This window comes from Chitinophaga nivalis (genome assembly GCF_025989125.1).
Classification (GTDB): Bacteria; Bacteroidota; Bacteroidia; order Chitinophagales; family Chitinophagaceae; genus Chitinophaga; species Chitinophaga nivalis.
The window spans coordinates 3,010,867-3,025,599 of record NZ_JAPDNR010000001.1 but is presented as its reverse complement, the minus strand read 5'-3'; the positions used below and the strand labels follow the sequence as shown (position 1 = coordinate 3,025,599).

Genomic DNA, 14,733 nt, shown 5'->3' with positions numbered 1-14,733 from the left:
AATTATTATTCTTATTCCTCAGATATCAAAGCCCATTCTTCCGGATCAAGTGAGATAGCAACATAGGAAATTAACCCCGCTAATTCCCCCATCGCGACACCCCACACCTTTCCCCCCTTTCCCCTACGCCGCCCAAAAATTTTCCCGAATACATAAACCCTCCCATACAATCCTTCCTACCTTCGCGCCGCTTATTTAAATACAACGGTATCATGAATGGATTTTTTACCCGGAAGGGATTATGGCTGTTAGCCTTGCTGGTATTACCTTTTGCCCTGGCAAAAGCAGCAGTCAGCGAGGAAAACGGCACGATTACAGGCAGTGTCACCAACACGGGCCAGCCATTAGCAGGAGTAACCATATCCATCGCCGGACATAACAAGGCGGTACGTACCAATGATAAAGGGAGCTACCAGCTATCGGTAAAACCCGGCCAGTATAAGGTGGTAGCCAGTTATATCGGATTTATTACCCAACAAAAAGAAATAACCGTCACCAGCGGACAAGCCACCAATGTGGATTTTGCCCTGGAAATAAACACCAGCCAGCTGCGGGATGTGGTCGTGGTATCTTCCCGTACCCCGCAACAGATCAGCAATATACCCGGTACCGTTTGGGTGATTGACAGCACCAGGCTGCAATCCCAGATCAAAGCCGGCGTTACCTTCAAGGAGGCTTTAGGCATCCTCATACCCGGTATAGACCTGGGCGGACAAGGACGTACCAACACCGGCCAGAACCTGCGTGGCAGAGAAGTACTGGTGATGATCGACGGGGTATCGCTGAACAGCACCCGTGGGGTAAGCAGACAATTTGATGCGATCGATCCGTTCAACATTGAAAAGATAGAAGTATTATCCGGCGCCAGCGCCATTTATGGTGGTGGTGCATCCGGTGGTATTGTGAATATCATTACTAAAAAAGGAACCCGCCATGGCGTAGCCTTTGAAACAGAGATAGGTGGCAGAAGCGGATTAGGACATAGTGATGACCACGATCTGCGTATCGCGCAGTCGGTATCTGCCGGCAATGAAAAGATCAATGGCCGTATTGGCACCGCTTTCCAGAAGAATGGAGCAGCCTATGATGCCAACAGCCAGCAGATAAAAACAGATATCACCCAAACCGACCTGCAATACAACCGGTCTATCGACCTCTTTGCCAACGGTAACTGGCGCATTAATGCCAAACAATCACTGCGTGTGGCAGCACAGTACTACGACTCCCGTTTCGATGGCAACAAAGGCCTCTATTTAGGTCCGGACCTCAGTGGTGCTTTCAAAAATAAACCGGAACTGATTGCAGTAAAAGAAGGCTGGGAATCGGATGTAAACCCGGCCTCCAAAAGAGCGATGGGTAACCTGAACTATCACATTTCAGACGTATTGGGCCACCAGGATATCTACGTACAGGCATTCGGCAGATCTGAGCGGTTCAATTTCTATCCGTTTCCGGGCACCCTCTCCTATGTAGATGCTGCCGGCGCTAAAAAAGGCATTCCCAATATGGGCGCTTCCAGTCAGAATACAGACCTGTATGGTTTTAAGCTGGTACTGGCAAAGAAATGGCGCACGGTGCATGTGAACTACGGTATTGATGGCGACCATGAAAATTTTGAGTCCAGACAAACCTACTTCGATCCGGCTACGTCTTATGCTTCCGGCGGACTGGTAAATAAAACCCTGGTGGTAGCCGGCCGTTATCCGCATATCGGTATCAACAGCATCGCCGGATTTGCACAGGCAGGCTGGGATATCCTGCCACGACTCTCCCTCTCCGCAGGTATCCGGCAACAGCGGATTCAGGTGAAAGTAGATGACTTTGTGGACTACCGCCAGCAGGCCCTGATGGCCATGGGCGTAGGTACCACTGCTGATGCAGTACCTGGTGGCGAAAAAAGCTACAACGTGACCTCTTTCAATGGCGGTCTGGTGTTCAAAGCCACTGACCATATGCAAACCTGGTTAAACTTCTCAGAAGGCTTCTCCCTGGCCGATCCTGCCAAATACTATGGTACCGGCTCGTATAAACTGCAGGGACAACACTGGGCATTACAAAATGGCGCCAGCGTAGGTACGTCTCCGTTAAGCGGTATTAAAACCCACCAGTTTGAAGCTGGCTGGAGATGGAAACAACATGGCTGGAATGCACAGACAGCCCTGTTCTACACGCGTTCCAACAAAAACATCCAATACGTGCCAGCTACCCTCACCCTGTTGCTGATAGATCAACCCCGCAGGAATTATGGTATAGAAGGCGCCGTATCCTACGATTTCAATAACGGTATTGAAGCAGGTACCAATTTCCTGTTTATCAAATCCGAAAATAAAAATAACGGCAGCTGGCAAAAACAAACAGTAACAGATGCCAGTCCGTCTAAAGTAGTTTCCTTTGCCGGCTGGCATAACAACCGGTTCAATGTTCGCCTGCAGGATGTACAAAGCTTCCGTCTGACAGATGATGCGGGCAACCAGTTATCTGATTACAATACCCTGGACCTGATCGCTGCTGTTAAACTTCCTTTCGGCAAACTGACTGCCGGCGTACAGAACCTGCTGAACAGAGACTACCAGAGTATCTGGAGCCAACGTGCACAGGTATACTATAAAGCACTGAGTTCCGCTGCCACCTATGAATTCATGGGTCGTGGCAGAACCTACTCCCTGACTTATACCATCAGCTATTAATATATTATCCGGGTGCTGCTTCCCGTAGCACCCGGATATCTCTTTCCGCTACTCTTTTACCCCTCCTCTCCTCACAGCAAGTCACATAGCCCAACGGCGGTAATTCAGAAAGAATTCAGAATTCAGGGCTATTTTTGCCCCATGAAAGTACTCATCATAGAAGACGAGCTACAACTGGCACAAAGCATTATCAGCTACCTGTCCGGGCAAAGCTATAGCTGTGAGCACGCCGGTAACTACGATCATGCCTTAGATAAAATACACCTGCATGAGTATGACTGCATATTGCTGGACCTCATGCTACCCGGAGGAGACGGCTTGCAACTGCTGGAGGCATTAAAAAAAAGGAATCAACATGAAGGAGTCATCATTATTTCCGCGAAAGACTCCATGGATGATAAAATCAAAGGACTACAAACCGGTGCGGATGATTATTTGTCTAAACCATTCCATCTGCCGGAATTGGCAGCCCGCATTTATTCTGTTATCAGAAGAAGAAAATTTCAGAACAACAATATCATTCAGCAAGGTACTTTACAGATAGACCTGCTGGCGAAAACCGTACATGTTGGCGATGTACCCGTATTACTGACCAAAAAGGAATTTGATCTCCTGGTTTATTTTCTGGGCAACAAAAACAGGGTGATCTCTAAAAATGCACTTGCAGAACATCTGTCAGGAGACATGGCTGGGATGCTGGACAGTCACAGCTTTGTATATGCACATATAAAAAACCTGAAACGAAAACTGACAGAAGCAGGCGCCGGCAACTATCTGAAAACAATTTATGCAACAGGCTATAAATGGGAAATATGAGCAAGCTGCTGAACAGATCGATGAAAGCATTTGTGTTATATGCAGGTATTGTTTTCGCCTGCAGTATTCCTGTTTATTATGCGATTGTAGACCTGATCTGGCAACACGAATTAAAAGAACATAACCATATCGTCAGTGAAACGATTAAACAAAACCTGCAGGCGCTTTCTCTTTCTGATACTGCATTGACAGAAAGTGTACTGCTATGGAATAAATTAAGGCCCGAGAACCAGCTACAACTGGCCACCGCGCTTCAACCTGATTCTACCTATAATCTTTACAGAAAAAACAAATACATTCCCAGCAAAGGATATGACCGGTTTCAGGGCCTGGTCACCTACTTTCTGCTTAACAACCAACCATACCGGCTTACATTGGAAACAAACATGGAAGAAACCCATGAAACCATTGTTGCCATTGCCGTTGTTACGTTTACTTTTTTCCTGATTCTGTTAGTCGGTTTTATTTTCATCAACAGAAAAATTTCAGAAAAGCTGTGGCGCCCCTTTTATCAAAGCCTGCGGCAGATACAAACCTTTGATCTGCACAAACCAAATGATATCCGCTTTGCACCTACCGACATTGAAGAATTTACCCTATTGAACCATCAGCTGGATAAATTAATCACCGGTAACATTGCGATCTACAAACAACAAAAGGAGTTTACACAAAATGCCTCTCATGAGTTGCAAACTCCTTTATCCATTGTAAAATTCAAACTGGATCTGCTATACCAGAGTAAAACAATTTCTGATGAACAATCCGAGCTGATAGACCAGGCCCATCAGGCACTGGCAAAGGTGACACGGATTAATAAAAACCTGTTACTGCTGGCAAGAATTGAGAACAGCCAGTTTCCGGAAACAGCTATCATTGATTTACCGGACCTGATAGCCGATCAATTGTTGCAGCTGGAAGATTTTCTACAGGAAAAATCATTACAGGTGGTACAGCAGTTAACACCTGGTGTAAAGATAACAGGCAACCAGCTGTTAGTTGAAATATTATTGACAAATCTGCTCATCAACGCCATCCGTCACAGTGCGGCACACCAGACGATTACCGTAAAACTGACGCCCCACAGTCTGGAAATTTCGAATCCTGGTGCAACAGCATTACAGGAAAGTATTTTATTCCGGCGCTTTGGTACTTTTTCATCTAACGCCTCCGGTACCGGCCTGGGGCTGGCTATTGTGCACCAGATATGCAGTGTATACGGATGGCAGGAGTGCTACCATTTTGAAAATGATTTACACATTTTCAGCATCCGCTGGGCATAATCCCAAATTCCTTCTAAATCATGTTTCAACTTTGCTGATATTATAAAGTATACAGCAGATGAAACATTTTTTTTGCCTGCTACTGGGATTCCTCTCCTGGCAGTTTGCACATGCACAGCAAAATTCCGTCACTGTTTCCGGCACATTGAAAGATGCCCGGCAAAAAACAGCACTTCCCTTTGTGAACGTAACGCTATGTAAAGTACAGGACAGCGCCTTTCTTACCGGCACTATTACCAATGAAACCGGTCATTTCACAATATCCGCCATCAGCAGCGGGCAGTATCTCGTAAAATGTTCCTATATGGGCTACAACGTTCGCTGGATAGCCCTGACAGTAGGACAATTAAGCAACTTCCTGGATATAGGACAGATAGAACTCACGCCTGCTACCGTTCATATCCAAGAGGTAACCGTTACCGGCAAACAGGATGCAGTGACAGATAAAATGGATAAAAAAACATTTTCGTTAACCGCCAATATCAGTCAGGCAGGCGGCTCTGTCATGGACGCCATGAGAAACCTCCCCGGCATCACCAGTCAGGATGGAAAAGTGCTCCTGCGAGGCAGCGATAAAGTCATGATATTAATGGATGGCAAACAAACAGCACTCACCGGCATGGGCGGACAGTCCAGCCTGGAAAACATTCCGGCATCGGCTATCGAAAAAATTGAAATCATCCATAATCCTTCCGCCAGGTATGATGCCAATGGCAATGCCGGCATTATTAATATCATCTATAAAAAAGAAAAGAAAGATGGCTTTAATGGTAAAATAGGACTGATCACCGGTCTGGGCGCACTATGGGAAAGAAAGGCAAACCTGCCGGACATACGGCCACAATACTCCGCTACTCCTAAAATCAATCCTTCCCTATTGCTGAATTACCGGAAAAATAAAGTCAATTTATTTTTCCAGGGAGATAATCTCTATACCCGTACGCTCAACAAAAATGAATATACGGAACGCCTATACGATAATGGTGAACCGATACAGCAACAGTTAAAAAGAAACAGAACCACCAACATCATAACCGGCAAAGCAGGTATGGACTGGAAACCGGATGAACAAAATACGATTACTGTATCCGGTTTATTCAGCAGTGAAAAAATACTCGATCGGGGAGATGAACCATTTTTCACCTCAGATCTTAAAGAAAGAAAACAATTATGGCAGTTTCTGGAAGATGAGTTAAAAACCACGGCCACCGTTTCCGCCGGATGGCAGCACCAGTTCCGGCATCCGGGCCGCACGCTGCAATTGCAGTTTAATTACACTTTTCACCGGGAAGATGAAAAATATTTCTTCACCAACATTATGCCCACGTATACCGGCCTGGATTCTTTTAAACTGCTTTCCGATGAACACGTCATGGATCTCAATGCCGACTATATTCACCCATTAAAATACGGCCGGTTTGAAGGAGGTATCAAATTGCGCAGACGGGATATCCCGACCAACATGCAATTCAAGCCGGGTCTGCATTCCCCGCTGGACACATCAGCCGGCGGCTGGGCCAATTACCGGGAATTTATACCGGCTGCATACGGCGTCTATGTATTTGAAAGCAACCACCTGGAAATAGAAGCCGGCTTAAGAATAGAATATGTAGATCTCCGGTATGACGTCAATCCGGGGCATAATACCTATAAGAGTAACGGCTATAACTATATGCAGCCATTCCCCAATCTGCGGCTATCTTACCGTATCAATGATCAGCATAAACTATCGTTCTTTTACAACCGGCGGGTAGACCGTCCCAATGAAGTGGACATCCGTATTTTCCCTAAATACGACGATGCGGCCATCATTAAGGTGGGTAATCCGGAGTTGCGGCCACAATTTACCAACACTTTTGAACTGGGTTATAAAAGCAGCTGGCGCAATGGTTTCTTTAATCCGTCTGTATACCACAAACGCATGGATGCCACTATTACACGTATCGGCAGTATTGTCAATGGCAGTAACCTGATCTATAATGTATTCCAGAATGCAGGTAAAAGCTATAATACCGGGATAGAAATCAACCTCACCCAAAAGGTAGGCCGCCGGGCTACCTTTAACCTGAACCTGAATGGTTATCAAAACACCATCGCTGCGTTTACTGTGGTCAATAAGTATCCGCAGACCAGTGTATACAGCGCCGACCGGCAGGAGCTATTTTCGGGGAATATCAAATTTAACGGGCTGTTTCAACTACCACGGCAAGTAACCATACAGCTAACGGGTATTTACCTGGCGCCGGATATTATTCCGCAAGGGAAAATAGCCGCCCGTTTTTCTGTTGACCTGGGTATCAAAAAGACAATCGGGAATCATGAATTTTTCTTCAATGCTACGGATATTGCCAATACCCTGCGTATCAAAAGAGAAATTACAGGTAATGGATTCAGCTATACCAGTACTGACTATGCAGAAACGCAGGTAATACGACTGGGATATGGCTATAAATTCTGATCAATAAAAAAGGATCGTGCAGTAATAGCACGATCCTTTTTTGTTTTTTAGTTGTATACTACCAATTGATCACTGCTCCTATATTCGCTACAGCACCACTTCCTTTCACGTAATACCGTCCTTCGTTGGTGGCACCACGCACTTCGGAATGTATCGGATAATAATTTGTATTCAACAGGTTATTGATGGAAAAGTTCAATGTTACCCGTTTGAATTTGTAAGCAGTAAATACATCCAGCAAAGTATATCCTGATATCGGGTATTTCCCGTAATTATATACTTCTTTCGGAAAAACATCCCGGGCACCAATCTTCACCACCTGCAACATCAGGTCCCAATGGCGGGTAATACTAACATTCGCATTGCCACTTATTTTTAAGGGTGAAATAACGGCATTATCCGGTTTCGCGTCATAGTGGCCATTGTTCTTTGCATCTTCTCTCCCATTCATGTATCCTACTGTACTTCCCAGATTAAGCCAGTCTGTTGCCTTAAAGCCCATGACAGCTTCCACACCGTAAATGCGCTGCGGCATCTGTATTAATTCATAATTGCCGGGGGTACTTGTTTCCGCATAGGTAGTACTCTTTCGGGTGGTGCTGTAATAACCGGTTAACTCATAGGTAAATTGGTGGATAGTACCACTTATACCCGCTTCTACATTATTGACCTTTACAGGAGTAGCATCAATGGCATTCAGTGAAATACCATTGCGGAGCACCAGTCCCACGTCTCCTATAGAAAACCCCTGGGAGAAGCTGGCAAAAGGTTGCAGATAAGACAGTTTATTATATCTGGCTCCTGCGTTAAATACCAATGCATGATAGTTGTTGGCAACACCGGGAATCAGTTTCCCTGCTTTCACCAGATCACCTACACGGAAACCCAGTTGTTCAAACCTTACACCGGCTTTCAGTATCCACGAGGAAGCCAGTACAAATTTAGACTGCAGGTATGGCGCTATACTATTCATGTACATTTCCGGGGTGATCAGCTTATTTACAATATCTTTCTGTACAGTATGGTCCTTCAGGAAGTCCATACCATAAATAAGCTGCACATTGCTTTTAGCAGACAAGGTAAACGGTGTATTAAAATTCAGCCGCGCACCCCAGTGGTCTGCGTATATTTGATTGTACGCTTCGAACACTGTATTCATATCGTCGTAATAAGCTGTAATACTGGCGGTTGTTTTACCATAGGTACCCGTATACTTTATATTCAGTGTTTTATTATAGGGCGTACCGCCAGCGATACTTGTGTCGCCCGGTATACCGATAGCCGGAGATATACCCAGCTTTCCGGTAGTACCGATATATTTGCTATCCTGTATACTGTTGTAATAGTTCCCCATTACTTCTATCCGGTGTTTATCCGAGATATCATACCCAATTTTCACCAGGGCATTATAGGTGTTGGTTTCTCCCAGTCCGTAAAAAGGGCTGATCACTTCCCCGTCCGCGGATCTGCTTACACCGGTACGGGCTATTTTTCCCTGTATAACATAATCCAGACGGTGTATTTGCCCGCTGAATACCTGTGACAGGTTATAGGTATAAGTGCCATCTGTTTTGGCCAGATTCAGGCTATTGTTGAAAAAAGTAGTGGCTGTAAACGGTACGTGCCTGACCGGTTTCTTAGTGATATAGTTGATAATACCACCGGCGCCGCCATTCCCATACATCGCAGACGCGCCATTGATTACTTCAATATGATCAATGGCACTGACATCTATTGAACGCAGGTCGCGGCCACCGTTTCTTAAAGGAGTGGATTGCGGTACGCCATCAATCAATACCAGGAAGTTTCGGCCCCGGATTTTTCCGATAAAATTATTCTGACTTTCTTCGCTGGGCGAAATACCCGGCACTTTCTGCATTAAGATGTAAGGCAGATTATTGTTGATCTGCGCCAGCTTTTCTACTTCCTTCCTTGAAATAACCGTTACAGAAGAAGGTACCTCATTAATGCTTTCAGCCACCCTGCTCGCCGTAACAATTACTTCTCCCAGCTGGCTGGTAGTATCTGCCTGGCTTCGGTGTTTTGCAACAGGAGCCGGATGTGTTGTATGGCTGCTATCTTGTGCGGCAACACTTCCTGCGGCCATCATTACAGCTGAAAAGCCCGAAAAAATCAATCGTTTCAAAGTAGTTGGTTTTGTGTGGTGAATCAGTGGTGAATACGGTAGGACAGGCCGGCATTAACAGTAGTGGGCGCCCCGGGAAATATACCTCCCCAAAAATCATAGCGATGGGTAAAGTATTTTTCATTCAGCAGATTATTGACCGTAAGACTAACACCCCAGTTGTTCCAGTTATAGTTTAAAGAGAGATTCAGCAGATTATAGGCAGGTATAGCGCCGTTGCTACCATCTGCTGTTGGTTGTTCGGTATTTAAACCGTCGTTGTATTGTTTACCGGTAAAAGTATGGTATGCATTGACGATTAATTCTCCGGTACCAACCAGGGCCTGATATTTGGCACCTGCAGTCAGGATCTGTTGGGGTGCATACGGCAACAGGTTACCTTTATTGGTTCCTTCTCCGAAAGTTGCCCGTTGTAAAGCACCTATGGCATATAAGCGCATTCCTTTAAAAGGTAAAATATTCAATTCAAACTCAATGCCTTTATGCATGGCTTTACCTGTATTGGAGAATACACCTCCTTCTTCAGTAAGTTTATGATTAAAATCCAGTATATAGCCACTCATACTGAGATCCAGCCAGTTCACCGGATTAGTACGGATACCAATTTCATAGTTATTGGACGTCTCCGCATCCAGGCTGTTACCGTTTTTAACGGTACCCGGGTCCAGGGCTGCGTATAGCACAGGGGGATTATATCCTTTGGAAACAGTGGCATATGTTCTGAATCTTTCTACCGGCTTATATAATAACCCAAACGAATACACGAGTACATTGCTTTGCGTAGCTAACTCCTGACCTGCCATATAATCCTGCTGACCATAGTTAATGGCAGTATAGCGTAATCCGGGAGTAAAGCTGAATTGATCAGAAAAATGGATCTCATTCTGGATATATCCTTCCATCACATTGGTCGGAATGGTAGTAGAGAAAGTAGTTTTCCCCACATGACGCAGCGGGTCTGCTCCCATCACTTTTGTACTGTTGGTTTGGTCTCCCAGGTATTTCAAGCCAACAATCAGTGAATTATCAAAACCCAGTAGTTTATTGGTGCGGTTATACTCCAGCACAGCACCGCCGGTAAAGATGTCTCTTAAATCGCCTAAGATGGATTTTCGATCCCGTTTCGTATCATACCACCAGTTCCGCTTAAAGTAATTGGCAAACACCGATAAGGAAATACTGTTGGTGGTATTGATATTTTTTTTGTAGGTGATGGCAGTAGCATAACGTTGCGCATAAAACTGATCAAACGGGTTCACACTTTGCCGGTAATCATCTCTGTACTGTTGCTCAGAAAGTCCGCCTGGAGTTTCCGCATCTTCTGTATAAATATTACCGGAAACAGATAACTCATCAGTCGAATCCAACTTAGCGCCTATACGAAAAGTAACATCGTTGGTATGAAAGGCAGATCTGTCGGAACGAAAGCCATTTCCCTGCCGGCGGTTATAATTAACATAGTAATTCAGTTTGCCATTATCTCCATAAGCAGATGCATTTGCGTTGAGATAATTATAACTACCAGCTTCAATACTGGCGGCAGCATTGGGTTTTCCCTGTCCTTTTTTAGTAATCAGATTAATGACACCGCCAATGGAACCGGCGCCATATAATACCGGAGAAGCTCCTTTGATTACTTCAATGCGTTCCAGGGAGGCAACCGGCAGCATATAGTATGCACCAAGTTGTCCATAGCTTTGGCCCAGCGGTATTTTCCCATCTACCAGTACTACTACATATCCGTTCCTGCCCGGATCCAGCCCCCGTAATCCAATACCAGGTTTCAGGCCACGACCATCTTCATCCTGGTAGTTAGCTCCCGGAATAAGCCGGATAGCATCTCCTACAGACTGAATCCCCAGTTCTTTGATTTGTTTACTATTGACAATATTGACAGTACTCGCCAGATTTTTTATTTTATTGTTTAAGCCGTTGGAAGTAACGGTAACATCCTGCAAAGATATATTCCAAAGACTATCCTGGTCAATTTTCCTCTTATCCGGAGGAACACTTTGTGCATATCCTTTGATCAGTAAGCTAAAAATTAAAAACAGACAGGCTATATTAAATCGCTTCATAAATAAGTTAGGTCATTAAAAATCGGGGACAAAGATATCCTGCAATCAAAAGGCGGGTTACTCCAATGCGGAAAAAAGGTATACGATTAATAATCAATAAATTATATACGAAAAAGGAGACAGCATTTAAAATTCTAAATTAATTCAAAATTGATTTTCCGGAAACAGGATGCTGTAATACAGGTAGCTGTCACGGGATTAATGACTGGCTGTTGCAATATGCCCGCCCTGATTTCCCTCCTTTTCAAAGCAAGCTGTCTGGCCAACAAACTCAGACAACGGGATAACAACAACAGCGGTCAACCTACAAGCATCACACAAGATAAAACCACTATTTTCCGGTCATCTACCTACAATAATTATTTATTCTTTAATCCCTGAAATAAACATATGTTTACATTTTACCGAATTTAATCCATCTTGCAACCAGATCTAGCTTAATAACATTGGAATCAACTAACAAACAACCTGCTGCGCAGGAACTTAAAAGAGGGTTACAAAACAGGCACATTCAGTTAATCGCCCTCGGGGGCGCCATTGGAACCGGCTTATTCCTGGGAATAGGTCCTGCCGCTGTACTGGCAGGTCCATCTGTCATTCTGGGTTATGCCCTCGCCGGTATTATCGCTTTTTTTATTATGCGCCAACTGGGAGAAATGGTAGTGGAAGAACCGGTATCCGGAAGTTTCAGCCATTTTGCCTATCAATACTGGGGCTCCTTCGCCGGCTTTGCTTCCGGCTGGAACTACTGGGTACTGTATATTCTCGTTAGTATGTCGGAACTGACTGCCATCGGGGTGTATATACATTTCTGGTGGCCGGAGATTCCCCTCTGGGCTTCCAGTCTGTTTTTCTTTGTAGCCATCAATGCCCTGAACCTCAGCTCCGTGAAAGTATACGGAGAAGCGGAGTTCTGGTTTTCTATCATAAAAGTAGTGGCTATCATTGCCATGATTATATTCGGCGTTTACCTGTTGCTGAGTGGCAGTGGCGGCGCCCAGGCCAGTATCGAAAACCTTTGGAACGACGGTGGCTTTTTCCCGAAAGGATTATTAACACCAGATGGGAAAGGCGGCTATCAGGGTTTATTTTCGGCCATCGCGCTGATTATGTTTTCTTTCGGCGGACTGGAACTGATCGGTATTACTGCTGCAGAAGCAGATAAACCGGAAAAAACCATTCCCAAGGCTACCAATCAGGTTATTTACCGTATCCTTATTTTTTATGTGGGTGCTTTGATTATCCTGTTTGCCTTGTCTCCCTGGAAAAGTATTACCACAGATAGTAGTCCCTTTGTGATGGTATTCCAGACCTTAAAAGGTTTTCAGTTTCAGCTGTTTGGCAAAACCATTTATTTCACCAGCCTTATTGCCAATGTGCTGAACGTGATTGTATTAACGGCGGCCCTCTCTGTATATAACAGTTGTGTATTCAGCAACAGCAGAATGTTGTATGGCCTGGCGGTACAAGGTAATGCCCCTCGTTTTTTATCGGGGTTAAATAAAAACCATGTACCGGTAAAAGCTATTCTCGCCTCTGCCGCATTTGCTGCTATTTGCATTGTTGTAAATAAACTGATGCCGGAGAAAGCGCTGGAAGTATTGATGTCGCTGGTGGTGTCTTCTTTGATTATCAACTGGCTGATGATTAGTGTGGTGCACCTGAAATTCCGGGGCAGTAAAAAAGTGGCTGCTATCCGTACTAAATTTCCGTCTTTCCTCTATCCGTTATCCAATTACATCTGCCTGGTATTTCTTATCGGTATTCTGCTGCTGATGTGGATCACGGGGATGAAACTGCCGGTAGCACTGATTCCGGGGTGGGTGGTATTTCTCTACCTTTGTTATCTGCCTATCCAAAGAAAAAAACAACAGGGGTAAAAATCTCCTCAACGATATAAAAAGAAAGCAGCAGGATCATTTCCTGCTGCTTTCTTTTTTATAACTGATATGGAGACACGATTACTATTTGGCGCCTTTTTTAAGAGACCTCCCATCTGCTCTTTACATTAAAATATTAATACTTATTTACGCAGCACATAACCACAATTAAAACTACCCCAGCCCTCTCCATTTCTATAAATCGTTATCTTTAATGAGGGAGTCGTACCACCGGTGACCAAAACACCAACCGACTTTCTGACCAGTATTACCGACATATTAACCTTTGATCGCTGCAGATATCGGCAGACCTTCGCATCGTCACCATACAAACGGCACCCGGTATCTACGACGCAATGATGAAATGACATGGCACAAAAAAAAGAGCACGGCGATATTTACAAACAGGCAGAATTCATGCATAGCAGCGGATTCCGGGAGACGGCGTCAGAACTGGGACTTTTTGTAGTGACGGATATCAATCTGGCCGATTATGATAAGGTAAAAACCTATTTCAGATCCGACTTCACCAGCATTCTGCTGATACAGCAAGGACTGGTAAAAGGTACGCTGGATCGTAAAGTATACCACCTGTCAGACAATGACCTGTTGCTCATTTCACCCAACGCACTGAAAAAAATTAATTATGTAGATAAATCATCTGTTGTTTCCGGCTTAAACTTCACCCTGGACTTTCTGGTGGAAATAGGTATGCCAGCCAACAAAATGGAACTATATGATTATTTCACCACCAAGTATTCACCTCACTGGCGGCTGACCGCTGCTGATGCACAAATACTGGCAGGACATTTCAAACAGCTCACCTTTCGCCTGAGCAATGTAACCAATGGCGTACCGTTTGCCAAAGAATGCCTGCAGCATACCTTTTTTCTGCTCATGTATGAATTGGCATCTATGTCAACCCGGTATACGGAAATAAAAAATCCGAATATCTCCAGAAAAGAAAGCCTGGTGATTAGTTTCACCAACCTGGTACAACTGCATTTCAGACATCAACGGAATGTACAGCAATATGCAGAACTGCTATTCGTTACCGCCAAATACCTGACAGAAACCGTGAAGGAAATTACCGGCAAAAATGCCGGTGAAATCATCGATGACTATGTAATACTGGAAGCGAAAATACTGCTGGAAAATCCCAGACTCAGTATTGCCGAAATAGCAGAAACCCTGCATTTCAGCGACCAGTCATTCTTTGGCAAGTTTTTCAAACGACATACCGGCGTGTCGCCACGCACCTTCCGCGCTACGCATCACTAACGTTTGTTCCTCCCCTGATAATTCTTGTTACTAACAGTGTAACAGTTGTAGGTTTAAAAACAAAGCCGGGGCAGTCTTACCCCGGCTATTTTCGTATATCCATTTCC

Annotated in this window: 8 protein-coding genes; 6 read left to right on the top strand and 2 right to left on the bottom strand. The window is 44.7% G+C overall.

Annotated features, from left to right (window positions below):
* The first annotated feature begins 212 nt into the window (after nt 1–212).
* From OL444_RS12330 to OL444_RS12315, 4 genes are all read left to right on the top strand, one after another.
* Complete coding sequence (locus OL444_RS12330; RefSeq protein WP_264732891.1) at nt 213–2,687, top strand: TonB-dependent receptor; 2,475 nt, start codon at nt 213–215, stop codon at nt 2,685–2,687.
* 141 nt (nt 2,688–2,828) lie between these two features.
* Complete coding sequence (locus OL444_RS12325; protein WP_264732892.1) at nt 2,829–3,503, top strand: response regulator transcription factor; 675 nt, start codon at nt 2,829–2,831, stop codon at nt 3,501–3,503.
* Nucleotides 3,500–4,783, top strand: coding sequence for a sensor histidine kinase (locus tag OL444_RS12320; protein WP_264732893.1), 1,284 nt, complete (start codon nt 3,500–3,502; stop codon nt 4,781–4,783). Before OL444_RS12325 ends, OL444_RS12320 begins: the two co-directional genes overlap by 4 nt.
* A gap of 58 nt (nt 4,784–4,841) precedes the next feature.
* A complete protein-coding gene (locus tag OL444_RS12315) occupies nt 4,842–7,241 on the top strand; it encodes a TonB-dependent receptor (RefSeq protein ID WP_264732894.1) in 2,400 nt (799 codons plus the stop codon).
* Nucleotides 7,242–7,299: 58 nt separating this feature from the next.
* Here OL444_RS12315 and OL444_RS12310 read toward each other — a convergent pair whose 3' ends face one another.
* The gene (locus OL444_RS12310; RefSeq protein WP_264732895.1) at nt 7,300–9,387 is read right to left on the bottom strand and encodes a TonB-dependent receptor; all 2,088 of its coding nucleotides are present in this window, start codon (nt 9,385–9,387) and stop codon (nt 7,300–7,302) included.
* Between the two features lie 23 nt (nt 9,388–9,410).
* Nucleotides 9,411–11,465, bottom strand: coding sequence for a TonB-dependent receptor family protein (locus OL444_RS12305; RefSeq protein WP_264732896.1), 2,055 nt, complete (start codon nt 11,463–11,465; stop codon nt 9,411–9,413).
* 446 nt (nt 11,466–11,911) lie between these two features.
* Between OL444_RS12305 and OL444_RS12300 the strand changes: the two genes are divergently transcribed.
* Nucleotides 11,912–13,345, top strand: a complete 1,434-nt coding sequence (locus OL444_RS12300; RefSeq protein WP_264732897.1) for an amino acid permease — start codon at nt 11,912–11,914, stop codon at nt 13,343–13,345.
* 369 nt (nt 13,346–13,714) lie between these two features.
* Nucleotides 13,715–14,626, top strand: a complete 912-nt coding sequence (locus tag OL444_RS12295; RefSeq protein ID WP_264732898.1) for an AraC family transcriptional regulator — start codon at nt 13,715–13,717, stop codon at nt 14,624–14,626.
* Nucleotides 14,627–14,733 lie beyond the last annotated feature (107 nt).

Bases quoted from the DNA above. Each gene is read 5' to 3' on its own strand.
- OL444_RS12330 (WP_264732891.1), top strand. From the start codon at position 213: ATGAATGGATTTTTTACCCGGAAGGGATTATGGCTGTTAGCCTTGCTG.
- OL444_RS12295 (WP_264732898.1), top strand. From the start codon at position 13,715: ATGGCACAAAAAAAAGAGCACGGCGATATTTACAAACAGGCAGAATTC.
- OL444_RS12320 (WP_264732893.1), top strand. From the start codon at position 3,500: ATGAGCAAGCTGCTGAACAGATCGATGAAAGCATTTGTGTTATATGCA.
- OL444_RS12305 (WP_264732896.1), bottom strand. From the start codon at position 11,465: ATGAAGCGATTTAATATAGCCTGTCTGTTTTTAATTTTTAGCTTACTG.
- OL444_RS12315 (WP_264732894.1), top strand. From the start codon at position 4,842: ATGAAACATTTTTTTTGCCTGCTACTGGGATTCCTCTCCTGGCAGTTT.
- OL444_RS12325 (WP_264732892.1), top strand. From the start codon at position 2,829: ATGAAAGTACTCATCATAGAAGACGAGCTACAACTGGCACAAAGCATT.